Source organism: Nonomuraea sp. NPDC059023 (assembly GCF_042740095.1).
Classification (GTDB): Bacteria; Actinomycetota; Actinomycetes; order Streptosporangiales; family Streptosporangiaceae; genus Nonomuraea.
This window is the reverse complement of the sequence record NZ_JBHYIO010000034.1, coordinates 24,639-47,866: the sequence shown is the minus strand read 5'-3', so window position 1 is coordinate 47,866 and position 23,228 is coordinate 24,639. Positions and strand designations below refer to the sequence as shown.

25 protein-coding genes are annotated in these 23,228 nt (G+C 70.3%); 13 read left to right on the top strand and 12 right to left on the bottom strand.

The window, feature by feature from the left end; genetic code table 11:
* The first annotated feature begins 64 nt into the window (after positions 1 to 64).
* Together ACFWYW_RS42550 and ACFWYW_RS42545 are read left to right on the top strand one after the other, a co-directional pair.
* Entirely contained in the window at positions 65 to 805 is a 741-nt protein-coding gene (locus ACFWYW_RS42550; RefSeq protein ID WP_379611189.1) for an SDR family oxidoreductase, read from the top strand.
* A gap of 68 nt (positions 806 to 873) precedes the next feature.
* The gene (locus tag ACFWYW_RS42545) at positions 874 to 1,302 is read left to right on the top strand and encodes a MarR family winged helix-turn-helix transcriptional regulator (protein WP_379611188.1); all 429 of its coding nucleotides are present in this window, start codon (positions 874 to 876) and stop codon (positions 1,300 to 1,302) included.
* A gap of 13 nt (positions 1,303 to 1,315) precedes the next feature.
* Here ACFWYW_RS42545 and ACFWYW_RS42540 read toward each other — a convergent pair whose 3' ends face one another.
* The gene (locus ACFWYW_RS42540) at positions 1,316 to 2,176 is read right to left on the bottom strand and encodes a LysR family transcriptional regulator (RefSeq protein WP_379611187.1); all 861 of its coding nucleotides are present in this window, start codon (positions 2,174 to 2,176) and stop codon (positions 1,316 to 1,318) included.
* A gap of 96 nt (positions 2,177 to 2,272) precedes the next feature.
* Here ACFWYW_RS42540 and ACFWYW_RS42535 point away from each other — a divergent pair, with 96 nt between their 5' ends.
* Positions 2,273 to 3,211, top strand: a complete 939-nt coding sequence (locus ACFWYW_RS42535) for a zinc-binding alcohol dehydrogenase family protein (protein WP_379611186.1) — start codon at positions 2,273 to 2,275, stop codon at positions 3,209 to 3,211.
* Here ACFWYW_RS42535 and ACFWYW_RS42530 read toward each other — a convergent pair.
* From ACFWYW_RS42530 to ACFWYW_RS42520, 3 genes are all read right to left on the bottom strand, one after another.
* Positions 3,201 to 3,818: a hypothetical protein gene (locus tag ACFWYW_RS42530; RefSeq protein WP_379611185.1), complete on the bottom strand. Its 618-nt coding sequence runs from the start codon at positions 3,816 to 3,818 to the stop codon at positions 3,201 to 3,203. The genes ACFWYW_RS42535 and ACFWYW_RS42530 overlap by 11 nt on opposite strands.
* A 121-nt stretch (positions 3,819 to 3,939) precedes the next feature.
* Positions 3,940 to 5,415, bottom strand: a complete 1,476-nt coding sequence (locus tag ACFWYW_RS42525) for an SPFH domain-containing protein (RefSeq protein WP_379611184.1) — start codon at positions 5,413 to 5,415, stop codon at positions 3,940 to 3,942.
* A gap of 9 nt (positions 5,416 to 5,424) precedes the next feature.
* Positions 5,425 to 5,625, bottom strand: coding sequence for a hypothetical protein (locus ACFWYW_RS42520; RefSeq protein ID WP_379611183.1), 201 nt, complete (start codon positions 5,623 to 5,625; stop codon positions 5,425 to 5,427).
* Positions 5,626 to 5,758: 133 nt separating this feature from the next.
* Here ACFWYW_RS42520 and ACFWYW_RS42515 point away from each other — a divergent pair, with 133 nt between their 5' ends.
* Positions 5,759 to 7,726, top strand: a complete 1,968-nt coding sequence (locus tag ACFWYW_RS42515; protein WP_379611182.1) for an NAD(P)-binding protein — start codon at positions 5,759 to 5,761, stop codon at positions 7,724 to 7,726.
* Positions 7,723 to 8,553 carry a PrsW family intramembrane metalloprotease gene (locus tag ACFWYW_RS42510; RefSeq protein WP_379611181.1) on the top strand — a complete coding sequence of 277 codons (831 nt, stop codon included), beginning with the start codon at positions 7,723 to 7,725 and terminating at the stop codon, positions 8,551 to 8,553. Before ACFWYW_RS42515 ends, ACFWYW_RS42510 begins: the two co-directional genes overlap by 4 nt.
* Here the strand turns inward: ACFWYW_RS42510 and ACFWYW_RS42505 are convergent.
* Entirely contained in the window at positions 8,534 to 9,301 is a 768-nt protein-coding gene (locus tag ACFWYW_RS42505) for an SDR family NAD(P)-dependent oxidoreductase (protein ID WP_379611180.1), read from the bottom strand. The two genes, ACFWYW_RS42510 and ACFWYW_RS42505, sit on opposite strands and share 20 nt — an antisense overlap.
* A gap of 153 nt (positions 9,302 to 9,454) precedes the next feature.
* Here ACFWYW_RS42505 and ACFWYW_RS42500 point away from each other — a divergent pair, with 153 nt between their 5' ends.
* The 4 genes from ACFWYW_RS42500 to ACFWYW_RS42485 are packed head-to-tail and all read left to right on the top strand — an operon-like array spanning position 9,455 to position 12,870.
* The gene (locus ACFWYW_RS42500) at positions 9,455 to 11,560 is read left to right on the top strand and encodes a nitrate- and nitrite sensing domain-containing protein (RefSeq protein ID WP_379631592.1); all 2,106 of its coding nucleotides are present in this window, start codon (positions 9,455 to 9,457) and stop codon (positions 11,558 to 11,560) included.
* Positions 11,557 to 11,964, top strand: a complete 408-nt coding sequence (locus ACFWYW_RS42495) for a roadblock/LC7 domain-containing protein (protein WP_379611178.1) — start codon at positions 11,557 to 11,559, stop codon at positions 11,962 to 11,964. Before ACFWYW_RS42500 ends, ACFWYW_RS42495 begins: the two co-directional genes overlap by 4 nt.
* A complete protein-coding gene (locus ACFWYW_RS42490) occupies positions 11,961 to 12,317 on the top strand; it encodes a DUF742 domain-containing protein (RefSeq protein WP_379611177.1) in 357 nt (118 codons plus the stop codon). Before ACFWYW_RS42495 ends, ACFWYW_RS42490 begins: the two co-directional genes overlap by 4 nt.
* Positions 12,298 to 12,870: an ATP/GTP-binding protein gene (locus ACFWYW_RS42485; protein WP_379611176.1), complete on the top strand. Its 573-nt coding sequence runs from the start codon at positions 12,298 to 12,300 to the stop codon at positions 12,868 to 12,870. Before ACFWYW_RS42490 ends, ACFWYW_RS42485 begins: the two co-directional genes overlap by 20 nt.
* On the opposite strand, the gene ACFWYW_RS42480 is transcribed toward ACFWYW_RS42485, so the two are convergent.
* The 6 genes from ACFWYW_RS42480 to ACFWYW_RS42455 form a co-directional block, all read right to left on the bottom strand.
* Complete coding sequence (locus ACFWYW_RS42480; RefSeq protein ID WP_379611175.1) at positions 12,867 to 13,835, bottom strand: DUF4331 family protein; 969 nt, start codon at positions 13,833 to 13,835, stop codon at positions 12,867 to 12,869. The two genes, ACFWYW_RS42485 and ACFWYW_RS42480, sit on opposite strands and share 4 nt — an antisense overlap.
* A 44-nt stretch (positions 13,836 to 13,879) precedes the next feature.
* Positions 13,880 to 14,257: a DUF742 domain-containing protein gene (locus tag ACFWYW_RS42475; RefSeq protein ID WP_379611174.1), complete on the bottom strand. Its 378-nt coding sequence runs from the start codon at positions 14,255 to 14,257 to the stop codon at positions 13,880 to 13,882.
* Complete coding sequence (locus ACFWYW_RS42470; RefSeq protein ID WP_379611173.1) at positions 14,254 to 16,383, bottom strand: nitrate- and nitrite sensing domain-containing protein; 2,130 nt, start codon at positions 16,381 to 16,383, stop codon at positions 14,254 to 14,256. The genes ACFWYW_RS42475 and ACFWYW_RS42470 overlap by 4 nt, the downstream gene beginning before the upstream one ends.
* Positions 16,384 to 16,446: 63 nt before the next feature.
* The gene (locus ACFWYW_RS42465; RefSeq protein WP_379611172.1) at positions 16,447 to 17,103 is read right to left on the bottom strand and encodes a DUF998 domain-containing protein; all 657 of its coding nucleotides are present in this window, start codon (positions 17,101 to 17,103) and stop codon (positions 16,447 to 16,449) included.
* A gap of 87 nt (positions 17,104 to 17,190) precedes the next feature.
* Positions 17,191 to 17,439 (bottom strand): hypothetical protein, encoded by a 249-nt coding sequence (locus tag ACFWYW_RS42460; RefSeq protein WP_379611171.1) that lies wholly within the window; start codon positions 17,437 to 17,439, stop codon positions 17,191 to 17,193.
* Positions 17,440 to 17,540: 101 nt separating this feature from the next.
* The gene (locus ACFWYW_RS42455; protein ID WP_379611170.1) at positions 17,541 to 18,050 is read right to left on the bottom strand and encodes a VOC family protein; all 510 of its coding nucleotides are present in this window, start codon (positions 18,048 to 18,050) and stop codon (positions 17,541 to 17,543) included.
* Positions 18,051 to 18,127: 77 nt separating this feature from the next.
* Between ACFWYW_RS42455 and ACFWYW_RS42450 the strand changes: the two genes are divergently transcribed.
* The 3 genes from ACFWYW_RS42450 to ACFWYW_RS42440 all read left to right on the top strand — a co-directional run bounded on the left by ACFWYW_RS42450 (position 18,128) and on the right by ACFWYW_RS42440 (position 20,180).
* Entirely contained in the window at positions 18,128 to 18,586 is a 459-nt protein-coding gene (locus ACFWYW_RS42450) for a MarR family winged helix-turn-helix transcriptional regulator (protein WP_379611169.1), read from the top strand.
* Between the two features lie 42 nt (positions 18,587 to 18,628).
* The gene (locus tag ACFWYW_RS42445; protein WP_379611168.1) at positions 18,629 to 18,817 is read left to right on the top strand and encodes a hypothetical protein; all 189 of its coding nucleotides are present in this window, start codon (positions 18,629 to 18,631) and stop codon (positions 18,815 to 18,817) included.
* Between the two features lie 136 nt (positions 18,818 to 18,953).
* The gene (locus ACFWYW_RS42440) at positions 18,954 to 20,180 is read left to right on the top strand and encodes an FxsB family cyclophane-forming radical SAM/SPASM peptide maturase (RefSeq protein WP_379611167.1); all 1,227 of its coding nucleotides are present in this window, start codon (positions 18,954 to 18,956) and stop codon (positions 20,178 to 20,180) included.
* On the opposite strand, the gene fxsT is transcribed toward ACFWYW_RS42440, so the two are convergent.
* The gene (fxsT, locus tag ACFWYW_RS42435) at positions 20,177 to 22,681 is read right to left on the bottom strand and encodes an FxSxx-COOH system tetratricopeptide repeat protein (protein WP_379641260.1); all 2,505 of its coding nucleotides are present in this window, start codon (positions 22,679 to 22,681) and stop codon (positions 20,177 to 20,179) included. The genes ACFWYW_RS42440 and fxsT overlap by 4 nt on opposite strands.
* 289 nt (positions 22,682 to 22,970) lie before the next feature.
* Here fxsT and ACFWYW_RS42430 point away from each other — a divergent pair, with 289 nt between their 5' ends.
* On the top strand, positions 22,971 to 23,147 hold the full coding sequence (locus ACFWYW_RS42430; RefSeq protein WP_184958929.1) for a hypothetical protein: 177 nt from the start codon (positions 22,971 to 22,973) through the stop codon (positions 23,145 to 23,147).
* The last annotated feature ends 81 nt before the right edge of the window (positions 23,148 to 23,228 follow it).

Here is a 23,228-nt window from a genome sequence, read left to right as displayed (position 1 = left end):
CCTGCGAGTACCACCCTCGGCACTGTCCTGGTTACCCCATCCGCGTCCTCCCAGGATGAGAGCCATGGACAACCGCATCGCCGTCATCACCGGCGCCTCCTCCGGCATCGGCGCCGCCGTAGCCGTCAAACTCGCCGAGCGGGGCGCCAGGGTCGCGCTCGTGGCCCGCAGGAAGGAGCGCGTCGAAGCGCTCCGCGACCGGATCGGCGACCGGGCCATCGCCGTGGCCGCCGACGTGAGCGACCCCGCCGAGGTCGAGACGGCCAGGAGCCGTGTCGCCGCGGAGCTGGGCCGGGCCGACCTCGTCGTCAACGCCGCGGGAATCCTCGTCCCCGGCCTGCTCGACACGCCGGGACCCGGTACGCCCGCGGACTGGCGGCGCCAGCTCGACGTGAACGTCGCCGGGCTGCTCCACGTCTTCCGCGCGTTCCTGCCCGACCTCCAGGCCGCCGCCGCGGCGGGCGGACCCGCCGACCTGGTGAACATCTCCTCGATCGCGGCCGCCAGGATCGAGCCGGGCGCGGCGGTCTACGCGGCCACAAAGGCCGCGGTCAGCCACCTGTCACGAAATTTCCGGAACGAGCTGGCGCCCCGGAACATCCGCGTCACCAACCTCGAACCCGGCGTCGTCGTCACCGAACTGCTGTCCGCCTCCGAGCTGGGAACGGCCTGGCTGGAGGACATGAAGACGAGGATCGACCCGCTGGCCGCCGCCGACCTGGCGGAGGTCGTGGCCTTCGCGGTCAGCCGCCCGATCCACGTGAGCCTCCCGGAGATCACCGTGGTGCCGACCCGCCAGGTGTAGATCTTCTATGTACATGCATATTCTGTATGTGCATGTACAATGAGGTTCCGCTGGGAGGGAGGCGCCTGATGGCGACGGACGACGACGACATGTGGGTGGGCGTGATCCGCCTGCACGCCAGGGTCGAGCACGAGGTGGCCGCCGCCCTGCAGAAGCACGGCCTCGGCCTGTCGGAGTACCGGGCGCTGTGCCACCTGTCGACCGCCGACGGCGGCTCCCTGCGCATGCAGGAACTGTCCGAACTCCTGGGCCTCAACCAGAGCTCGGTAACGCGCCTGGTGGGCCGCCTGGAGAACAGCGGCCTGAGCCGCCGCGACTTCTGCGACCAGGACCGCCGGGGCGTCTACACCCTCATCACCGACGAGGGCCGCGCCAGGAAGGACGGCGCCGCCCCCACCTACGAGGAAACCCTCACCGCCGCCCTGGAAAGAGCCGCCAAGGAGGGCCTGGCCGACACCGTCACCGCACTGCGCGCCTCCATGCGCCGCACCACCTGAACCGTCGGCGGCATCAGGGCCTGATCGTGCGCAGTTCGGTGAGCAGATCCCTGATCACCGAAGATCCGGCCAGCTCGCGGGTGGTCACGTACCCCACCTGACGCAGCGGCGCCCCCTCCCCGAGCTCCTCCGTGGCCACCTTGGGCGGCGCCCCCGCGGCCGACAACCGGGGCACGATGGCCGTCCCCAGCCCGTGCCCGACCATCGACATCGCCACCCCGTCGTCCTCGACCGTGATGTCGCCCGACGGTATCCACGCCTGCGCCGCCAGCCACCGCTTGGTCTCGCCCGAGCAGTTCTCGTGCCAGTCGATCATCGGCAGCGCGCGCGGGTCCGGGTGTCCCGACGGATAGGCCAGCACGTACGGCTCCGCGTACAGCTCCTTGCTGACCAGCCCGTCCACGTACACCGGCAGCGACACCACCCCCACGTCCGCGCGCCCGTCGGCGACCTCTCCCGCGATCCCCCGCCCGAGGTCGGGCACGATCCGCACGTCCACGGTCACCCGAGGATGCCGCCGCCCGAACCGCACCAGCACCCCGGGCAGCAGATGGAAGGCCGCGCTTCTGAAGGCGGCCAGCCGGATGGTCCCGGTGGCCTCTCCGCGGGCGGCGGTGTGGGTGTCGGTCCGCATGACCTCCATGAGCCGCAGGATGCGCCGCGCGTGGCCGACCGCCGCCGACCCCGCCGCGGTGGCCGTGGCCCCGCCGCGCCCGCGCCGGAACAGCACCGCGCCCATCTTCCGCTCGGCCGCGCGCAGGGCGTGGGAGACCGCCGACTGGGTGAGGCCGAGCCGTACCCCTGCCCTGGACACGCTGCCCTCGCCGTCCACGGCGACGAGCACGCGGAGCTCGGCCGCGCTCAGATCGTTCACGGCGGCGACAACATATGAAGGACGTTCATACATTCCGCCACTCCCACGAACACCACCTGCTGGCTACGCGGGCACCCCTCTCCTAACGTCGGGGCCATGAGAGCGATGCGTGCGGAACGGCGTGGTGGACCCGAGGTGCTGACCCTGACGGAGGTCCCCGACCCGGTGCCGGGCCCCGGCCAGACCTTGGTGGACGTCGAGGCGGCGGGCGTGAACTTCTCCGACCTGGGCCGGCTGGACGGCAGCTACCAGCCGCCCGAGCTGCCGTTCGTACCGGGCGGCGAGGTGGTGGGCCGCACGCCGGACGGCCGCCGGGTGCTCGCCTTCGCCGGCAGCGCGTTCGCGACGAAGGCGCTGGTGACGGAGGCGGTGGAGATCCCCGACGACATGGCGGCGGGCGCCGCGCTGGCCCTGCTGGTGCAAGGGCTGACCGCCTGGCACCTCCTGCGTACGGCCGCGCGGCTGGTACCCGGCGAGAGCGTCGTGGTGAACGCGGCGGCAGGCGGTGTGGGCCACCTGACGGTCCAGCTCGCCAAGGAGTTCGGCGCCGGCCGGGTGATCGGCACGGCGTCCACGAAGGAGAAGCGCGAGCTGGTCATGGGCTTCGGCGCGGACGCGGCCATCGACGGCGAGGCGGACGGCTACGCCGACCGGGTGCTCGCGGCCAACGACGGCGGCCCGGTGGACGTGGTCCTGGACGCGGTGGGCGGCCCGGTCTTCGACGCGGCGATCGGCGCGCTGGCCCCGTTCGGCCGCCTGATCGCGTACGGGATGTCGAGCGGCCTGGACCCGTCGCCGATCGATCCCGGCGAGCTGGCCCAGCGCAACGTCTCGGTGGGCGGCTACTGGCTCGGCGCCCAGCTCCGCCTGCCCGGGAGCACCGCCACGCGACCGCTGCCCGAGCTGATCGCCCTGACCGCCGCCGGCCGCCTGAAGCCGCTGACCGGCGGGGAGTACGAGCTGGAGCGGGCCGGGCAGGCGCTGGCCGACCTGGCGGCCCGCCGTACCGTGGGGAAGGTGGTTCTCAGGCCGTGATCCTGGCCAGCTTTTCGTCGGCCAGGCGGGCGAGCTCGTTCAGGCCCTCCTTCTTCACCTTGGTGCCGATGACCAGCAGGCTGGTGACCACGCCCTTCCTGGCGATCACCATCGCGGCGATCTGGGCGGCCTTGCCGTCGCTGACCGCGGTGGTGACGAAGGCGTGCGAGCGCTCGCCGCGGGCGGGCATCTTGAGCGCGACGGTCCGGTAGGTGACCTTGGCGCCGGCGACCTCGGCCCGGTACTTCGCGCACCGCGCCGGCACCGGTCCCGGGAAAGAGTCGGTGGCCACGATGGCCTGGGTGATGGAGCCGTCCTTGGAGGAGTAGGCGACGACGGCCGCGGGCGCGCCGCCGAGCTCGGCCGGGTCGAGCTGGCCGACCCCGGCGCAGTCCGGCTCGGACACCTTGGCCTCCTTGAGCGCGGCCATGCCCTGCTTGGTGGCCTTGAGCGAGCCGTACGCGCCGGTCTCGGGGCCGTAGGCGACGCTCATGCCGTTCGGCGCGGACAGCAGCCCCGCGCCGAGCCTGGCCGCGTCGACGGGCTTCTTCGCGGAAGGGGAAGGGCTGGCGGCCTGCCCGCTGGAGCAGCCCAGGCCGACCGCCATGATGAGAAAGATTCCGGAAAAAGCCTTATGCATGAATTCCCCAATTCGCATCAGCGGCATTTTTCATCACGCTAGACGAATCGGAGCACACGTTTTCCGGCCTTGACGGAACGCCCCGCCTTTACGGTTTCACGGGCTTTTGTGGTTTTTCTTCGGTTCCATTGGGCGTCGCTCCGTTGAGAATGGCGCGGGCCAGCCCCAGCCCGGTGCCGCCCAGCGTGAGCGCCTTGGCCAGCAGCTCCTCGACGCCCTGCGCGCCGTTGAGCACCACCATGTGGTCCACGTTGCCGAACGCCTGGGCGCCCGCCTGTACCACCTCCGGCCAGCGCTCGGCCAGCTGCTGGGCGATGACGGCCTCCTGGTTGTCGGCGAGCGCCTCGGCGCGCGCCCTGATGGCCGCCGCCTCCGCCAGGCCCTTGGCCTGCTCGGCCTCCGCCTCGGCCAGGCCCAGCGCCCTGGCCGCCTCGGCCTGGGCCAGACCGCGCGCCTTGGCCGCCGCGGCCTCCGCCTCTCCGGCGACCCTGGTGGCCGAGCCCGCGGCCTCACCGCGCAGCCGTACCGACTCCGCGTCCGCCGCGGCCGCCTGCTTGACCTGGGAGGCCTGGGCCACGGCGCGCAGCTCGGTCTCCCTGGCCTCGGCCTCGGCCTGGGCGATGCGGGCGTCGCGTTCCGCCTGGGAGAGCGTGACCGTCTCGTACGCCTTGGCGTCGGCGGGCTTGCGTACCTGCGACTGCAGGCGCTGCTCCGACAGCTGGGCCTCCAGCTCGGCGGCCCTGGTCTCCTGGACGACCACCTCCTGACGGGCGCTGGCCTCCGACAGCGGTCCCGCCTGGCGGGAGGTCGCCTGGGCGCGGTCGATCTCGGCCTGGTAGGAGGCCTGCTTGATCTGGGCGTCGCGCCAGGCCGCCGCCTTGTTGGCCGCGGCGACCTGCTCGGCCTCGGTGGCCTCCTGGTCGCGCTGCGCCTCGGCGATGCGGGCGCTGGCGGCGATCTTGGCGGCGTGCGGCTTGCCGAGGTTGGCGATGTAGCCGGTCTCGTCGTCGATCTCCTGGATCTGCAGCGAGTCGACGATCAGGCCCAGCTTGCTCATCTCGTCGGCGGCCGAGGCCCTGGTCTCGCTGGTCAGGCGCTCGCGGTTGAGGATGAGGTCCTCGACGGTGAGGCCGCCGATGATCGAGCGCAGGTGGCCGGTGAACAGCTCGTGGATCGCGCCCGTCATGAAGTCCTGCTGGTCGAGGAAGCGCCGGGCGGCGTTGGCGATGGAGGTGAGGTCGTCGCCGACCTTGTAGATGACCACGCCCCTGATGTGCACGGGGATGCCCTGCTGGGTGACGCAGGAGACCTGGAGATTGGCGGATCTGGTGTCGAGGCGCAGGCGCCTGGCGGTCTGGAAGCCGGGCAGCACCGCCGTACCCTTGCCTGTGATGATCTTGAAGCCTAACGAGTCGAGAGCGTCGCCGCGGCGACGGGCGCCGAGGCCCGAGATGATCAGCGCCTCGTTCGGCTCCGCGACCCGCCAGACGGCCTTGAACAGCAGGATGATGACAACGACCGCGACGAGGATCCCCCCGCCGGCGATGAAGAACTCAGGGGACATCAGGTCTCCTTAGACCAATGCGCGAGCCACGTAGACCGTGCGCGGCGGGAAGTACTCCACCACCACCACGATCGTCCCGACCGGGAATTCCTCGTCGGCCACGCTCGGATGGGCGTAGAAGGCCTCCACGCCGCCCCTAACCTGGACCATCACCTCGCCGACCAGACCCGGGCCGATCCTCCCCGTGACCCGTCCCTGCTTGCCGACCATCGGTCTCCCCCCGTCGGTGATATTCCGGACGGTACTCCAATCAGGCATTCGCGGTAATAGGCGCCGCAAAATGTTCCTCCAGGGGCTGCGCGCCTTAGAGCGGTATTTACCGCCCGTAGCGATGATCGCGCCCATGAGTGACATCAACCCCCGCAGGGCCCACGAGCTCGGGATGGGACGGCCTATATCGCGCCGGGACTTCTTCGACGGCGTGGCGATGGCCGCGGGGGTGGCGGCGCTCGGCGCCGCGGCGGGGTGCGGGCCGGGTTCCGGTGAGCCGGGCGTCATCGGCACCCCCGAGCTCCAGGTTCCGGCGGACGTGAAGTTCCCGCCCACGCTCACCGGCCTGCAGGGCAACACCGCGCAGGCGCTCAGCGTTCCGCACGCCCTGCGCGACGACCGCTTCTGGGAGTACGCCGGCACGCCCGAGTTCACCGGCGAGAACTACGACCTCGTCGTGGTCGGCGGCGGCATCAGCGGGGTCAGCGCCGCCTTCGAGTGGCTGCGGGCCAACCCCAGCGCGCGCATCCTCATCCTGGACAACCACGACGAGATCGGCGGCCACGCGCGCCGCAACGAGTTCACCCCGCAGGCCCGCAAGGGCCCGCTCATCGGCTACGGCGGCTCGCAGTCGATCGAGGCCCCCTCGGTCTGGACGCCCGAGGGCAAGAAGCTCCTGCAGCAGCTCGGCGTCAAGGTCGAGAAGTTCGAGAAGTACTTCGACCAGAAGCTCTACACCAACCTCAAGATGTACGACAGCGTCATGTGCGACCGGGAGACCTTCCCGGTGGAGCGGCTGGTCAAGTACACGCCGGGGATCAAGGCCGAGGAGTGGATCGCCCAGCTCCCGGTGGCCGCGCAGGCGAAGAAGGACCTGCTGCGCCTGTACAAGAACCCGCCCGACTGGTTCCCGGGCATGCCGCAGGCCGAAAAGGAGCGCAGGCTCGCCGACCTGACGTACTCGCGGTTCCTGCTGGAGGTGTGCAAGGTCCACCCGGACGCGGAGCTGTTCCTGCGCACGCAGTCCAGCGACGAATGGGCCTACAGCACCCAGGCGTTCGGGGCGATCGACGCCTGGGGCAGCGCGGAGGAGTGGGACTTCCCCGGCTTCCAGGGCCTGAAGCTCGACGCCGGCAAGCCCTCCAAGTTCAACTCCCCCAGCATGATCAAGGAATGGGACGCCGACGACGCGTACATCTACCACTTCCCCGAGGGCAACCAGGCCCTGGTCAGGATGATGGTCGGCCGGATGATCCCCGGCTTCGCCAGCGCGACCGGCATGGACGACATCACCACCGCCTCCTTCGACTACGGCAAGCTCGACCTGCCCTCGAACCGGGTGCGCTTCCGGCTGTCCAGCCCCGTGGTGACGGCGTACAACGACGGCGACCCCGACACCGCGACCACCGCCACCGTGGGCTACTTCGACGGCCACCAGATCAAGACCGTGCGCGCCGGCGCCGTCGTCATGGCCTGCTGGAACATGGTCATCCCCTACCTGGTCCCGTCGCTGCCGCCCGCGCAGAAGCAGGCCATGCACCAGGCGGTCAAGATGCCGCTGCTCTACGCGATGGTGCAGTTGCGCGACTGGGAGGCCTGGCGGAAGGTCGGCATCAACCACACCCGCTGGACCGGCGCCTACTGGTGCGTCTCCGAGCTCGACTACCCGGTCAGCATGCCCGGCTACGAGTGCCCGAAGGACCCCTCCCAGCCGATCAACGTGCACATGATCGCCACGCCGTGCGTGTCGGCGATGGGCCCGAGCGAGGGCGCGATCGCCGGCCGCCACAACCTGCTCAAGACGGACTTCTCCTTCTTCGAGTACACGATCCGCGACCAGCTCGCCAGACTCCTCGGCCCCGGCGGCTTCGACCCCGGCAAGGACATCGAGGCGATCACCGTCAACCGCTGGGGCCACGGCTACGCCCCCGAGTACTGCCGCCCCTGGAACGCCTTCTACCCCGAGGGCCCCTTCCCCGCCGAGACCGCGCGCAGGCAGCACGGCAGGATCGCGATCGCCAACTCCGACTCGATCCCGGCCGCCTACGCCGACGCCGCCGTCACCGCCGCCTACCGAGCCGTCGCGGAGCTGTCCACATGAGACCCTGGCTGAAGATCTTCCTCATCGGGCTGGCGCTGTGGGCCGCGTCGGTCCTGGTCACGATCTGGACGGAGAACTCCAACCTCGTCCCCACCGTGGTGCTGCTCGGCAGCTTCCTGGTGCCGGTGACGTTCGTGGTCTGGGCGTACACGCGCGAACGCTCGTCGGAGGTGACCGTCGAGCTGCTGTTCAAGGCGTTCGTGATCGGCGGTGTCCTCGGCGTGCTCGGCGCCTCGATCCTGGAGAGCTACCTCCAGCCGTCGCTGGTCATGTACGCCGGCGTCGGCCTCATCGAGGAGGGCGTCAAGCTGGCGGCCCTGATGCTGCTGACCCGCGGCCTGCGCCGGCACGACGTCTGGGACGGCGTCGTACTCGGCGCCACGGTCGGCTTCGGCTTCGCCGCCTTCGAGAGCGCCGGATACGCCTTCAACGCGATGTTCACCAGCGAGGGGCTCTCGGTGGTCGAGATGGTGGAGACCGAGATCCTTCGGGGCGTGCTCGCGCCCGTCGGCCACGGCCTCTGGACCGCGATCGTCGGCGGCGTACTGTTCTCGGCGGGCGGCAGGCTGGCCGGCAAGGTGATCCTGACGTACCTGGGCGTCTCCCTTCTGCACGCGCTCTGGGACTCGATGAGCGGACTGGCGATCGCGATCACGCTGCTGCTGACCGGGCAGCCGTGGCAGTTCCAGCTGATCCGCATCGGGAAGGTGCCCGGCGTCACCGACGGGCAGATCCACCTCTACACGGTGCTGAACTGGGGCGGGCTGATCCTCATCTCGGCCCTCGCGTTGCTCTGGCTGCGCTCGATCAGCAACCGAGCGCGCTGAGGCTGGCCGTCCAGAGCCGCTCGGCCAGGTCGTGGTCGGCCCTGCCGCGGGCCGGCTTCTCCTTGACGTAGTAGCGGCCCGGCTCGCCCGCGGACGAGGCCAGGTGTACGAGCGTGCGCGCGCCCGTCTCCGGCGGCTTGGCCATGCCGGGGACCGCCAGGTAGAAGCGCATCAGCAGCGTGTCGCCGGCGAAGCCGGTGCGGATGACGCCCGGATGGAAGCAGGTCGCGTGCACCCCGCGGGCGGCCAGCGCCTGCGTGAAGAGCATGTTGGCCTGCTTGGTGTCGCCGTACTGCATCCACGCGTTCCACCGGCGCCGCTCCCTGCTGAGGTCGCCGGGGTCCAGGCGGCCGGTGTTCGCCGCCATGGAGGTCGTCGTGACCACCTTGTCAACCCGCCCGGTCAGAGAATGGGTCAGCAGGAACGGCGCGAGATGGTTGACCTGAACCATCAGCTCGTGGCCGTCTTCTGTCACTTGACGCCGCTTGCTGAGCACTCCGGCGTTGTTGGCCAGCACGTCGATGCGCTCGTAGCGCTCGCGGAGCATCCCGGCCAGCCGCCGCACGTCGTCGAGCGAGGCGAAGTCGCAGGTCAGGACCTCGGCCTTGGGGCCGGTCAACCCGTCGGCCACGGCCTTGAGCCGGGCCGCGTCGCGGCCCACGAGCACGACCTCGTGCCCGAGGGCCGACAGCCGCCCGGCCGCGGCGGCTCCGATCCCGGCACTGGCCCCAGTTATCACGGTAATCATCACGTTCCTCCCACTGCGCCGGAACCTTATTAGGTGCTAGTCTCCTGTGCGATCTTCCGGAGGTGTATTTACACAAAGTGTGGATATACGCCTCGACCCCGAGGTTGGAACATGGGCTCCCGAAACCGGTCAATTCGGTTCAAGATCTTCTTATTGCTGCTGCTCCCCCTGCTGTCTTTGAGCGCGCTCTGGGGGTTCGTCCTCAACCTCACCGTCGGTGACGGACAGAACCTTCTTCGGGCCAACACCCTGTACCAGACGATCGGCGTGACCTCCACCGATCTAGGGCTCCAGCTTCAAGCGGAACGTACGCGTTCCGTCGCCGCGGCCACCACGCGCAGGCTCACCGAGGACCTGGGCGAGCAGCGGGCCCGGACCGACACCTCCGTCACCCGGTTCCAGAAGGCCGCCGTGGAAGCCGGCGACGCCGTCACCGAGGAGATGCGGCCCACCCTCGACGCCCTCAACGCCGAACTCGCCCGGCTGGGCTCCATCCGCAGCGACATCGACACCGGCAACAGCTCCCGGCTGAGCGGCATGAACGAGTACAACCGGGTGCTGGACGCGCTCTTCCGCCTCTACGACCACCTCGTCACCGTGCCCGACCTCGCCCTGTTCCAGCAGGCCTCCTCGCTGCAGTCCATGGGCAACGCCCGCGAGCTCATCGCCAGGGAACAGGCACTCGTCGGCGGCGCCGTGATCAGCGGCGACCTCAGTCCCGCCGAGGTCACCGCCGTGACCGAGTACGTGGCCTCCCGCAAGTTCATGCACGCGCGCGGGCTGGCCGGGCTCGACGTGTCGCTGCGGCAGCCGTACGAGGAGGTGTTCGGCGGGGAGGCGTTCCTGAACTTCAGCGCCGCCGAGCTGAGCGTGGTCAAGACCGGCCGGCCCCCGGCCGACGCCGACGAGTGGAACACCGCGGTCACCAAGCTCGCCGACCAGCTCGACAAGATCGGCGCCTCCGCCACCGGCGTCATCGCCGAGCGCGCCACCGACGGCGCCACCGCGATCATCGTGCGCATCGCGCTCGCCGGCGGCGTCGGGCTCGTCGCCGTCATCGCCTCCATCCTCATCTCCGTGCGCTTCGGCCGCCGCCTCGCCGCCGAGCTCGCCGGCCTGCGCACCGCCGCCCTGGACCTGGCAGAGGTACGGCTGCCGCGCCTGGTCCAAAGGCTGCGCGACGGCGACGAGATCGACGTCAAGAAGGAGGCCAAGCCGCTCAAGGTCAGCGGCTCGGCCGAGATCACCGACGTGGCCAGCGCGTTCGGCTCGGTGCAGCGCACCGCCGTGGAGGCCGCCGTCGGCCAGGCGACCGTCCGCCAGGGCGTCAGCCAGGTCTTCCTCAACCTCGCCCGGCGCAAGCAGGGCCTGCTGCACCGCCAGCTCTCCCTGCTGGACGCCATGCAGCGCCGTACGCACGACCCCGACCGGCTGGATGAGCTGTTCCGCCTCGACCACCTCACCACCCGCATGCGCCGGCACGCAGAAGGCCTGATCATCCTGTCGGGCGCCGCCCCCGGCCGCGCCTGGCGCAAGCCGGTGCCGGTGCTCGACATCGTGCGCGCCGCCATCGCCGAGGTCGAGGACTACGCGCGGATCAACGTCGAGACCATGCCCGGCGCCGCCCTCGACGGCGGCGCCGCGGCCGACCTCACCCACCTCGTGGCCGAGCTGGTCGAGAACGCCAGCATCTACTCCTCGCCGGAGACCGCCGTGCAGGTGCGCGGCGACCTGGTCAGCAACGGCTACGTGCTGGAGGTCGAGGACCGCGGGCTCGGCCTGAGCCCCCAGGAGTACGCCGAGATCAACGCCCGGCTGGCCGACCCGCCCGAGTTCGACCTGGCCGACAGCGACCGGCTCGGACTGTTCGTCGTGGCGAGGCTGGCCCAGCGCCACGGGCTGCAGGTGACGCTGCGCGCCTCCCCCTTCAGCGGCACCACCGCGATCGTGCTCATCCCGAAGCGGCTCGTCACCGAGCGGGAAGCGCTGCCTCCCGCGCCGGAGGAGGAGCCGATCGAGCTGCCGAGCCGTTCGAGCAAGAGGCCCAAACCGCTCGCCGTGGTGGGCCAGCCGAACGACGGCCTGCCCAGGCGGGTACGGCAGGCCAACCTGCCCGCCCAGCTCAGCAAGCCGCCGGATCCACCGCCGCCGCCCACAACTGAACGCTCTCCCGACGAGGTACGCGACCTATTCTCCGCGTTCCAGCGGGGAACCCAGCGCGCCCGAGAAGAAGCAGACAACGAGGGGGACGACTCATGAGCACGCCCATCACGAACACCGGGGAGCTCAACTGGCTCCTCGACGACCTGGCGACCAGGGTCGCAGCCGTCAGGCAGGCCGTGATCCTGTCGACCGACGGCCTCGCGGTCGGCTACTCCAAGGGCCTGACCCGCGAGGACGCCGAGCATCTGGCCGCCGTGGCGTCGGGTTTCCACAGCCTGGCCCGCGGCACCGGCCGCCACTTCGACGGTGGCGACGTGCGCCAGACCATCGTGGAGATGGAGCAGGCGTTCCTGTTCGTCACCGCCGCCGGCCAGGGCACCTGCCTGGCCGTGATGGCCGAGGCGAACGTGGACGTCGGTCACATCGCCTACGAGATGGCGATGCTGGTCAAACGGGTCGGGCAGCACATCACGACCAACCCCCGATCGGGCCTGTCATGACGATGTGGATGGACGACGAGGCCGGGCCGCTGGTCCGTCCTTACGCTCTGACCCGGGGCAGGACGCGGTCCGCCACGGGTGAGACGCTCGACCTGATCGCCATGGTGAGCGCCGTGGGCGATCCGCCGGGCGGTCTCGGCCCCGAACAACTCGCCATCCTGCGGGCAGCGCGCTCGCCGATCTCGGTCGCCGACGTCGCCGTCGAGCTCGACCTGCCGGTCGGCGTCGTCCGCGTGCTGCTGAGCGACCTGCACGACCACGGACTCATCTCGGTGACCGCTCCCAACGCGGCGGGGCCGCGGCCCAGTGAGCGACTTCTCAAGGAAGTGATCAATGGACTCCGAGCTCTCTGACGACCCCGTAGCGCTCAAGATCCTCATCGCGGGCGGCTTCGGCGTCGGCAAGACCACCCTGGTCGGCTCGATCAGCGAGATCAAGCCGCTGCGGACCGAGGAGGTGCTGTCCGACATCGGCATCGGGGTGGACGACCTCGACGGGGTCGAGACCAAGACGACCACGACCGTGGCCATGGACTTCGGGCGCATCACGATCAGGGAGGGACTGGTCGTCTACCTGTTCGGCACGCCCGGCCAGGAGCGGTTCTGGTTCATGTGGGACGAGCTCTCCCACGGCGCCCTGGGCGCGGTCGTCATCGCCGACACCCGGCGGCTGACCGACTGCTTCCCCTCGGTGGACTACTTCGAGCAGCGCGGCACGCCGTTCGTGGTCGCCGTCAACTGCTTCGACGGCGCCTCCAGGCACAGCGTCGAGGACGTGCGCGTGGCGCTGGACCTGGACGAGGACGTGCCGGTGCTGCTCTGTGACGTGCGGCGGCGGGCGTCCGCCAAGGAGGTCATGGTCTCCCTGGTGGAGCACTCCCTGCGCACGCTGACCGCCGCCGGCTAGGCGTGCGGCGGTCCGGTGTACGGGAAGCCGGGCAGCAGGTCGGTGTGCGGCCCGATCCCGTCACCCTGGATCTTGCCGTTGCTGACCAGCTGCAGGCGGATGTCGGTGACGTCGTCGTCGAGCCGCCTGCCGTTCGGGTAGCGGGCGGGCTTGGAGCGGTCGAAGCGCAGCACGTCGGGCAGGACCGCCTCCAGGGCCTTGGCGGCCTCTTCTGAGGTGTAGCCGCCGGTGTGCTCCAGCACCTTGACCCACGTGTCCCGATATTTCCGGACGTCGTCCACGGGCTCGCCGGCGTTGTACGCGTCCTTGGCGTCCTCGGCGTTGAAATAGGCCGTGAGCGACGGATGGGCGCCCCGGTCCACCGAGACCCACCGCCCGTCCCGTTCGACGACCACGCGGCCCCACAGGCCGATCAGCGGCTCGTCTCCGAGCACCCGGTCGGGCATCTCCATCGCGATGCTGATCACGTTGTTGCCGGCCATGGTGTCGTTGCCGGTCCACGTGAAGTCGTTGCCGATGCCTTCGAGGTCAGCGAAGAACGGGTCGCTGCGCAGGCCCACGGAGAGCGTGAGCCAGCCCTCCCTGACGATGATCGGGTCGGGGCCGAAGCTCACGTCCGCGTCGCGGACGACCACCTCGCCGCTCGCGTGGTGCTCCCCGGCCCGCTCGCCGGTGGCGTGGTAGAGGGTGACCTTCTGGCCGCCCTCGGCGTCCGGCTCGGAGAAGACGAAGCTGAACGCCACGTCGGGCCGGTTGTCCCCGTCGGTGTCCACGTTGATCCGGTAGACGGCGCCCGGGTACGGGTGGGGACCGGCCGACGGGTCGAAGCCGAAGGAGTTCACATCCATGATCAACACGGTGTGCTCCCGCCGGTCCGGCGACTGGAACGCGAACAGGTCGGTGAGGTCGAGACGGGCGTCCCCCACGGGCGGGCGCAGGTTGGGGCCGCTCAGATGATGTGACATGCCCCGCTCGTTCCCGGGCCCGCCTCTGGGTTATCCCAGGATTGCTACAAGGCCTTGAGGCCGCTGATGACCTCTCTGAGCAGGTTCTCCGTCGGAGAGCCCACCTTGCCGAGCGGCGGGCGTACCTGGGCCAGCCCGTAGTCGATCAGATCGCCCAGCAGCACCCGCACGACGCCGACCGGCAGGCCCAGCTCGGCCGCGACCTCGGCCACCGGCGCGCCCCGCCGCTGGGAGATCTGCCCCAGGAGCCTGCGGTGCTGCGTGCTCAGCTCCGCCTGCGCGGGCGCGGGCAGCCCGGTCGCGGCCACCGTCGCCAGCAGGTCGAGAGCCGCCGAAGAGGAACGCGTGCGGCCGCGGGCCACCGCGTACGGCCGCACCACCGGCCCGGCCTCCTCATCCACCCACTCGTCCTCGCGACTCACGATTCAGATCCCCCATCCTTCTCGCTGTCCTGGCGTCCGCGCTGCCAGCCTGACTGCAGCGAGGAGAGCAGCGCCCTCGTCTCCTCGGGCGAGCGTTCCTCTGTCTGTTCCTGCTTTACCCGTTGCGGAAGGTTTGCCTGCCTCGTACGGCGGGGCAGTTCCGCGTTTTTCGTCGTGGTCCGCGTACGGCGCGGCAACCCGGTCTCGGTCGTACGCACCACCGAGACGGAGACCGACTCCAGCTCCGGCGGCGCGTCGGCCACCGTGGGCAGCGGCTCGATCAGCACCGACGGCAGGAGCACGATCGCCGTCGTGCCGCCGTAGGGAGAGGGCTTGAGCGTCACCACCGCGCCGTGCCGGGCCGCGAGCATGCCCACGACCGCGAAGCCGAGCCGCTCGGTCTGCGACGGGTCGAACTCCTGCGGCCTGGCCAGCCGCTCGTTCACCGCCGACCTGGCCTCCTCGGACATGCCCAGGCCGCGGTCCTCGATCTCGACGGCGAAGCCCCTGCCGACCAGCTCGCCGCGGACCGAGACCTCGTTGCCCGGGGAGGAGAAGGCGGCGCCGTTCTCCATCAGCTCGGCGAACAGGTGCATGAGGTCGGCGACCGCGGCTCCGGCGACGCCGCACTCGGGCATCGGGTAGACGCGGACCCGGGTGTACTCCTCGACCTGGGCCGCGGCTCCGCTCAGGACGTCCTCGACCGGGATCGTGGAGCGCCACCTGCGGCCGGCCGTACCGCCGGACAGGAGCACGAGGCCCTCGGCGTGGCGGCGCATGCGGGTGGTCAGGTGGTCGAGGCGGAACAGGCGCTCCAGGGCCTCCGGGTCCTCGGTCTGGCTCTGCATCTCATCCAGCAGCTTGAGCTGGCGCTGGACGAGCGACTGGCTGCGGCGGGCCAGGTTGCGCAGCGCCTCGGCGATGCCCTGGCGGAGCCTGGCCTGCTCGACGGCGGCGTCGATCGCGGTGCTCTGCACGCTGTCGAAGGCGGCGGCCAGGTCGACCACCTCGCTGGTGGACCCCGCCTGCACCGCGACGGGCGGCGCCTCGGCGACCAGGTCGACGTTCTCGCCCTTGCGCAGGCGGCCGACGAGCTCGGGCAGCCTCAGCTCGGCGAGTTCCAGCGCGCCACGGCGCAGCGTGGCCAGTTCGCGGGTGATCCGGCGGCCGACCCTGACGGAGACGATGATCGAGAAGATGACGGCCACCAGGCCGAGCGCGCCCGCGGCGACGGCCCGCAGGATGATGGCGTAGCCGGCCGGCTCCATGCGGGCCAGCAGCGCGTCGCCGTTCTTCCAGACGGCTTCGTCGTAGCCCTTGAGCACCGGTTCGGCGACGCCGCGCCAGAGCTCGACGTCGCTCTTGCCGCCCGCGAGGTAGCCGGTGATCATGCGGTCCAGGACCGTCGTGTCGACCTTCTGGAACGGCACCCGCAACCCGGGTTCGAGGTCGGCCATGGCCCTGGGGTACTGGTAGGCCCTGGCGCCGTCGAGGCGGGCCAGCAGCCGGCGGTCGGCCTCCGACGGCGCGCCCCCGGCGGCGACGATCAGCGCGTGCTCGCGGTTGAGCAGCTCGCGCACCTGGTCGGCGCCGATGAGGCCGCGGGCCTGCTGGTAGAGCTGCAGGTCGGTGCCCAGGGCGAACGCGGCGTACAGCCGGTGGACGGAGTCGGAGATCTCGCCGTAGGCGGCGATCAGCTCGGCCGGGGTCGCGGAGCCGGCGTCGACCAGCCGCCGGGCGTCGGCGAGGTCGCCGACTGCCGTGAGGGTCTCCTTGAGCTGGCGGGCCATGTCGGGGCTCAGGGCGGCGACGGTGTCGGCGGAAGAGGCCTGGTCGGTGAAGGTCTTACGAGCCTTGTCGGTCCTGGCCCTGCTCGCGGCCAGCGCCGCGGGGTCGCTCTGGTTTCCGGCCACCTTTTCTGCCGAGGCGAGCCGTTCCTGCTGGAGAGCGCCGACCAGACTGTCGGCGTGGTCGATCGCGCCGCGCCACAAGGTGTCGATCTTCAGCAGGTTGAGTGCGTCCCCGGAGGTGGTCCCGGCGGCGAATCCCCAGAGCCCCACGAGGGAGACCAAGGGGATCACGAGCAGCGCCGAGATCTTGAATCGGATGGATCTGCCCGATGCCATGACACCCGCTCCCGGTTAGAAGATCGCGGGAGAGGATAGCACCGAAGTAGTAGGTGATTATGATCAATTCGTGAGAAACTTGTGATATGTCAGGATTTGGACACGCTTTCCCCAGGCCAACCTGACCAACCACGCGGCCAGAACCCCGAGCACCGCGACCTCGGCGCCCAGCAGCACGCGCTCCACGAGCCCGATCAGCACCCGGTCGCCGGGCATCGCCGCGTAGGCGATCGCCAGCACGCCCAGCCCGCCCGCCAGGGCCAGCCACTCCATGGTCCGCGCGATCGGCTTCCACCGGGCGTCGGCCGTGAACCTCGGCACGAGCAGCGCGGCCGCCGCCGGCAGGCTGACGAACGCCGCGACCGATACGTAGCGGTGGATCAGCGCCGTCGTGGTCATGTCCATCCCGATGGGCGTGGTCGGCACCGCCGCGGCGACGATCAGCGCCCCCGACCACACCCCCAGCAGCCACTGTGGCAGCCCCTTGATCGGCGCCCCCGCCGCCCGGAGCCCCGCCAGCAGCACGAACGACCCCAGCCCCAGAATCGCCATCCCCAGCTCCGTGACGCCCCCGCGGTCGGCCACGGCGTACTCGCTGACGGTCACGTTCATCGGGTCCAGATACGGGTCGGGCACGATCTGGCCCACGACGACGGCGATCACCGAGAAGGTGATCGCCAAGAACGCGATGTGGGGATAGAACCTCTTTACTGCGGCCATAACCCAAGCCTGCCCGGCGCGGGCCGGGGCGGGCATCGGGCCATACCCCTGACCTGACCCTGATCCCGTCTCAGGGGTTCCCGGGGGTCAGCGCTCGCGGTCCTCGGGGCCGCCTTCGATGAGGTGGTCCATCACGCGCTCGATGGCCTCTCCCACCGGGCGCAGGACGCCGGCCGCCGCGTTGACCAGCGGCGCCACGATCTCGGTCAGTTCGTCGAACAGGTCGGGCTCTTTGGTCTCCGGAGGCGCCCAGCGCATCGAGTCGGCGCTCATCGCCTCCCAGTCGTCGACCACCCCGTCGATGACGTCGACGATGTGCTCAGGGTCGCTCCGCATGACCTTCTCCCGGGCGGGTCAGTCTCCTATGGCAACGGTAACCCGGAAATCGGAAAGTCCGCGGAAAGTGTCCGTAGTGTCCTGGGAACCTGGCCGCGGCTCTAGGCGGGGATGGAGACCCCCACGCCGCCGCGGGTCTGCCCGCCGTACCGCTCGATGTCCTTGGCGAGGTCGAGCGGGCGGATGCCGGAGCGGGCGGCGATCACCTCGTCGGTGATGAGCGCGGCGGGCAGCAGCCAGGAGACCTCGAACTCCAGCCCGTCGGGGTCCTTGGCGTAGAGCGCCTTGGTGGTGGAATGGTCGGAGGCGCCCGCGAGCGCGCCGAGCTCGCTCAGCTTGGCCGCGATGCGCCGCAGCTCGTCGAGCGTGTCGACCTCCCAGGCCAGGTGGTAGAGCCCGACGGAGGTACGCCCCGCGGTCGTGGGACCGGCCTGCGCGCCCATCTGGAACAGCCCGAGATCGTGGTCGTTGGTCGAGCCCGGAGCCTGCATGAAGGCGGCGCCCGGCATCTCCATGACGATCTCGAAGCCGAGCGCGTCGCGGTAGAAGGCGACGCTGCGCTCGACGTCGCGGACGTAGAGCACCGCGTGGTTGAGCCGCTGGACCGGCATGACGATCCCTCCTCGGAAATTTGAACTCTCAAGCAACATACCCCGACTTATTTGAGAGTTCAAGTAAACTGACCGGCATGACCCGATGGCTCGACGACGAAGAGCAGCGCATCTGGCGCAACTTCCTGGCCACGACCCAGCTCGTCAACGAGCGCCTGGACCGCCAGCTCCAGCGCGACGCCGGAATGCCGCACACCTATTACATGATCTTGGTGGCCCTGTCGGAGGCGGAGGGCCGCTCCATGCGCATGACCGACCTCGCCCACCGGGCCCAGTCCTCGCAGAGCCGCCTGTCCCACGCCGTGGCCCGCCTGGAGGAGCGCGGCTGGGTCCGCCGCGCCCCCTGCGCCGACGACCGCCGCGGCAACATCGCCGTCCTCACCGACGAGGGCTTCGCCGCCCTGGCCGCCGCCGCCCCCGGCCACGTCGAAGAGGTACGGCGGAGCCTGTTCGACGCCCTCACCCCCGCCCAGCTACGCGCCCTCGACGAGATCTGTACGGCGGTGCGGAGCAAAACTGTCGGCGGCTCGTCGTAGCGTGACCCCGGGGAAAATCTGTCGACGATGAGACGGGGTCGCATGCACAACACGGACGCAGCGCTGTTCCAGGCCGTTCACGGCATCGCGGGCAGCCTGGCGGGCCAGCCGGTGCCGGTGGTGATGGAGGCGCTGCTGCGGCAGTTGCCCAAGGCGCCGGGCCTGGAGGTCTCGGAGATCCGCAGGATCGCCGAGGAGATCAGCGTGGGACGTGATCCCTCGGGCCTGTGAGACCCGCGGGGCATGCGGCCGACCGGATCACCGGTCGGCCTTTGCTCGTTCGTGAACGGGAGTTTGCCACCCCCTGAAACGGGGCATACCGGGGCCAATCTCTGCGCTCTAATCTCATCCGTGGGAGCTGATCAGCGTGGGAGAAGGCGCGGGGGACATCATGCCCGGCGAGCGCGAGTGGCCTGGGCCGCTCGACGTCCAGGGTCTCCTCGAATCCGGATGGCGTCCCACGCCGTTCCGGCAGTTCATCGTCAAGCTCCACAGCCGCTGCAACCTGGCCTGCGACTACTGCTACATCTACGAGATGGCCGACCAGGGCTGGCGCAGCCAGCCGAGGCGCATGTCCAAGGCCACCATCGACCGGGTGGCCGCCCGCATCGCCGAGCACGCCGCCGGTCACGGCCTGAGCGGGGTCGAGGTCATCCTGCACGGCGGGGAGCCGCTGCTGGCCGGCGTCGAGCACACCCGCTACGCGGTCACCGCGCTGCGCGCCGCCCTCGGTGAGACCGATCTGGTCCTCCGGGTGCAGACCAACGGCGTCCTGATCGACGAGTCGTTCCTGGAGCTGTTCGCCGAGCACGAGGTCTACGTCGGCGTCAGCCTCGACGGCGACGCCGAGGGCCACGACCTCCACCGCCGCCGCGCCTCGGGCCGCGGCACCTACGACGAGGTCCGCACCGGCCTCGAACGCCTCGCCACCCCCGCCTACCGCCACCTGTTCAGCGGCCTGCTGTGCACGCTCGAACTGGCCAACGACCCGGTCAAGACCTACGAGGCGCTGATCGAGTTCCGGCCGCCGATGGTGGACTTCCTGCTGCCGCACGGCAACTGGGAGACCCCGCCGCCCGGCTGGTCGGGCACCACCACGCCCTATGGCGACTACCTGTCCGCCGTCTTCGACCGCTGGTACTCCGCGCCTGAGCGGGAGACGCAGATCCGGCTGTTCACCGAGATCATCCGGCTGCTGTGCGGCAGGACCTCGCGCAGCGAGGCCATCGGGCTCTCACCGGTGGCCGTGGTCGTGGTGGAGACCAGCGGCGCCGTCGAGCAGGTGGACACGCTCAAGTCCGCCTACGACAGGGCCGCGGGCACGCTCCTCCACGTGCTCAAGGACTCCTTCGACGCGGTCCTGACCCTTCCGGCGATCGCGGCGCGGCAGATCGGCATGCGCGCCATGTCCGGCGCCTGCCTGTCCTGCGACCTCGTCCGGGTGTGCGGCGGCGGCCTCTACCCGCACCGGTACCGGCCCGGCAGCGGATTCCGCAATCCGTCGGTCTACTGCCAGGACCTGTACCGGCTGATCTCCCACATCCGGCAGGTGATGGTCGAGGACGTGTCGCTGCTGTCGCAGCCCCGCGCCTAGATCGGCGGCGGGTCGAAGTCGCAGTCGAGATGCCGGCCCTCCATCGCCACGACCGCGTCGCGGTGGTCGAGGCCCAGCGTGTCCCGGTAGCGGTCCATGGTGTCGGCCGACAGCGCCTCTGCCTTCTCCGTCTGGCCCGACTGCGCGAGGTCCACGACCAGGTTCGCGGCGGCGGCCAGCGTCGTGGGATGGTTCTCGCCCAGCAGGCGGCGCAGCCGTTCGAGGGCGTCGGCGCCCAGCTTGCAGGCCTCCTTGAGCTCGCCGAGCAAGGCCAGGTCGCTGGCGAGGTTGACGGCCACCGTGAGCGTGAAGTGGTGGTCGCGCCCGACCCGCTGGTCCAGGCCCTCCATGGCGTGCTCGTTGAGCCGGCGGGCCTCCAGCGGCTCGCCGCGCACCCGGTACATCAGCGCCACGTTGCTGGCGCAGCCGTAGTTGTAGGGGTGCTCGGGGCCGTACAGCCTGGGGTAGCGCTGCATCGTGTCGTTGGCCAGGTCGAACGACTCCTGGATGAAGCTGTTCACGCGCAGCGCGTTGGACAGGCAGGTCGCCGCGGCCAGGGTGCCGGGGTGGTCGAGGCCGTACAGGCGCACGTACCGCGCGTGGACGTCCTGGGCCAGTTCCAGCGCCCGCTCGTGCTCGCCGTAGCGGTGCAGGGCGATCGACAGGTCCTTCTGCGTCAGCAGGACGCGCGGGTGGTCGGCGTCCAGCAGTTCGCGGCCGAAGGCCAGGGCGTCCTCGCCGAGGTCGCAGGCCTCGCTGTAGAAGCCGCACAGCCGGACCGACCGGCCGAGACCGGCCCACAGGTTGAGCTGCGTGATCCGGTTGACCGCGTTGCCGCCGGAGCGCAGGGCCTCCTCCAGCAGGGTCCGCGAGCCCAGGTAGTCGCTGGTCAGGCCGTAGTCGAGCGCCAGGTTGTTGACCGCGCGCAGCGTGCTCACGTGGTCGGGCCCGAACACCTTGCGGTGCAGGCGCACCGACTCGGTGTCGTGGTCGCGCGCCTCCACGAAGAGCCCCTGGGCACGCAGGTCCGCGCCGATGCCGTTGAGCAGCACCAGGCTGTCGGGGTGCTCCACGCCCACGCTCGCCTGGATCTTCGCCAGCGTCGCGGTGTTGAGCCGGTGGCCCTCGGTGTACTGGCCCATGCTGCGCAGCAGGTCGCCCTGCACCCGCCGGGCCCGCAGCACGTAGAGGTCGTCGGGGCCGAACTCGTCGGTCCACTTCTGCAGGAACGTGTCGAGGTGGTCGCGCAGCCCCTGGTGGTTTCCCGAGGCGTTCAGGTAGGTGAAGACGTTGAGCGCGAAGCCCCGCACGTCGTCGCGGACGCTGTCGGCCAGCCTCGCCGGTTCGAGATGGGCCAGCAGCGCGTCGTACGTCGTCCAGTCCGTCGGGTTGTCCGGTGACTCCGGCGCCGCGCCCACGAGCAGGGAGTGCACCTCCGAGCGGATCTCCTCCTGCGTCTCCGGCTCCAGCTCCTCGCGCAGCAGCGCCTGGATCAGCCGGTGGACCTGGAGCGTGGTGGGCCTGGACGGCTCCGACTCGATGCGCACCAGCGCGTACTTGCCCAGGCGCCGGATGGCGGTGCCCAGCCGGATCGGGTCGGCCAGCAGGTCGGCGATGACCGGGCGGACCGGACCGTCGACCGAGACGAAGATCGAGCGCGGGATCGGCTCGGGACCGAAGAAGGCGCAGCAGCGCAGCAGCTCCATCGCCTCGGGCAGGTTGTCCTTGAGCTCGTTCACCGACAGGCTCCACGCCGCCGTCATCGGCAGCGGGTACTCGCTCGGCTTGCCCTCGCCCAGCAGGATCGCGGTGCGCTCGGTCAGCATGCGCAGGTAGTCGTCGGCCGACATGCCGGTCTCGGTCTGCAGGGCCGCCGCCTGCTCCAGCGCCAGCGGCAGGTCCCCGAGCGCGCCGGCCAGCCGGTCGGCGTCCTTCTCCGTGATCGAGCGGCGCATGCGCTTGATGAAGAACTCCACGCTCTCCGGACGTGGGAAGACGTCCACGGCCACCGTCTCGTACAGGCTGGCCCAGCGGTGGTTGCGCGAGGTGATCAGGACGTTGCCGGCGCCCTGGGGGAGGATGTCGTTGATGTCCTCAGGCTCGTCGGCGTTGTCGAAGATCAACAGCCATCGGTCGTACGGCTTGCCGCTGCGCAACGTGTCGAGCACGGAGTTGGCGGCCTCCTCGATGCCCGTCGTGGTCGGGTCGGGCAGGCCCAGCTTCGGCGCGAGCTGTGCCAGCGTGGACCGGACCAGGCCGGGCTGGTCGGAGGGGATCCACCAGACGACGTCGTACTCGCCGCGGAAGCGGTAGGCGTACTCGATGGCGATCTGGGTCTTGCCGACACCGCCGAAGCCCTGGAGGGCGTGCGGGACCACGGCCGTGGTCTTCTTCGTGATGCTGGAGCGCAAGCTGCCCATGAGCTCGTCGCGCCCGGTGAAGTTCGTGTTGCGCGGGGGGACTTTCCAAACCTCAGGAAAGCCGCCGGTCGCCCCCCGCATGATGGGACGTTCCGAATCGGTCACGCGCTCCGCCCTCCCGTCCGCAGAGAATGGACAAGCAAGGAAACGATAGCCGCAACACCGGTGGGCGGACAGGCTCAGTGGCGGCCCTATCCGCACATTCGGCGTCGCAAAAAAGGCCTTGCGTTTGTGAAGGGTATACCGCGACCCGCGAATGTGATACATGCCAGTTGAGAACATTCACCGGAACGGCCGCGCCGGGCAGGAAGGAGTGTGATCCGGGCGGCGACACAGCAGGCCGTATGCAGGCGTCGATAGGGGAATGTCCGTGCGACCACAGCTTGCCGAGCACCGCAGCGATTTCGTCGATCTTTCCCTGCTCTCCCATCCCGACCTGGACCGACTCGGGGACACGGTCCTCGCGCAGGCCCTACGTGAGCTGCTCGAACCTGACCTCGAAGAAGGGGAGGGCTTCGCGCGCTTCGACAACAGCACCGCTCTCTAGCGGATCTCGAAGCACCAAAGTCGTCGGACGTGCATGCCTAATTGGCGATTTCGGCCACCCAAATCGAGCTCTTTCGAAATC

Coding starts and splice junctions, on each gene's coding strand:
- ACFWYW_RS42550 (WP_379611189.1), top strand. CDS start 65: ATGGACAACCGCATCGCCGTCATCACCGGCGCCTCCTCCGGCATCGGC.
- ACFWYW_RS42545 (WP_379611188.1), top strand. CDS start 874: ATGGCGACGGACGACGACGACATGTGGGTGGGCGTGATCCGCCTGCAC.
- ACFWYW_RS42535 (WP_379611186.1), top strand. CDS start 2,273: ATGAGAGCGATGCGTGCGGAACGGCGTGGTGGACCCGAGGTGCTGACC.
- ACFWYW_RS42530 (WP_379611185.1), bottom strand. CDS start 3,818: ATGGCGGTCGGCCTGGGCTGCTCCAGCGGGCAGGCCGCCAGCCCTTCC.
- ACFWYW_RS42525 (WP_379611184.1), bottom strand. CDS start 5,415: ATGTCCCCTGAGTTCTTCATCGCCGGCGGGGGGATCCTCGTCGCGGTC.
- ACFWYW_RS42520 (WP_379611183.1), bottom strand. CDS start 5,625: ATGGTCGGCAAGCAGGGACGGGTCACGGGGAGGATCGGCCCGGGTCTG.
- ACFWYW_RS42515 (WP_379611182.1), top strand. CDS start 5,759: ATGAGTGACATCAACCCCCGCAGGGCCCACGAGCTCGGGATGGGACGG.
- ACFWYW_RS42510 (WP_379611181.1), top strand. CDS start 7,723: ATGAGACCCTGGCTGAAGATCTTCCTCATCGGGCTGGCGCTGTGGGCC.
- ACFWYW_RS42505 (WP_379611180.1), bottom strand. CDS start 9,301: ATGATTACCGTGATAACTGGGGCCAGTGCCGGGATCGGAGCCGCCGCG.
- ACFWYW_RS42495 (WP_379611178.1), top strand. CDS start 11,557: ATGAGCACGCCCATCACGAACACCGGGGAGCTCAACTGGCTCCTCGAC.
- ACFWYW_RS42490 (WP_379611177.1), top strand. CDS start 11,961: ATGACGATGTGGATGGACGACGAGGCCGGGCCGCTGGTCCGTCCTTAC.
- ACFWYW_RS42485 (WP_379611176.1), top strand. CDS start 12,298: ATGGACTCCGAGCTCTCTGACGACCCCGTAGCGCTCAAGATCCTCATC.
- ACFWYW_RS42480 (WP_379611175.1), bottom strand. CDS start 13,835: ATGTCACATCATCTGAGCGGCCCCAACCTGCGCCCGCCCGTGGGGGAC.
- ACFWYW_RS42470 (WP_379611173.1), bottom strand. CDS start 16,383: ATGGCATCGGGCAGATCCATCCGATTCAAGATCTCGGCGCTGCTCGTG.
- ACFWYW_RS42465 (WP_379611172.1), bottom strand. CDS start 17,103: ATGGCCGCAGTAAAGAGGTTCTATCCCCACATCGCGTTCTTGGCGATC.
- ACFWYW_RS42460 (WP_379611171.1), bottom strand. CDS start 17,439: ATGCGGAGCGACCCTGAGCACATCGTCGACGTCATCGACGGGGTGGTC.
- ACFWYW_RS42455 (WP_379611170.1), bottom strand. CDS start 18,050: ATGCCGGTCCAGCGGCTCAACCACGCGGTGCTCTACGTCCGCGACGTC.
- ACFWYW_RS42450 (WP_379611169.1), top strand. CDS start 18,128: ATGACCCGATGGCTCGACGACGAAGAGCAGCGCATCTGGCGCAACTTC.
- ACFWYW_RS42445 (WP_379611168.1), top strand. CDS start 18,629: ATGCACAACACGGACGCAGCGCTGTTCCAGGCCGTTCACGGCATCGCG.
- fxsT (WP_379641260.1), bottom strand. CDS start 22,681: ATGCGGGGGGCGACCGGCGGCTTTCCTGAGGTTTGGAAAGTCCCCCCG.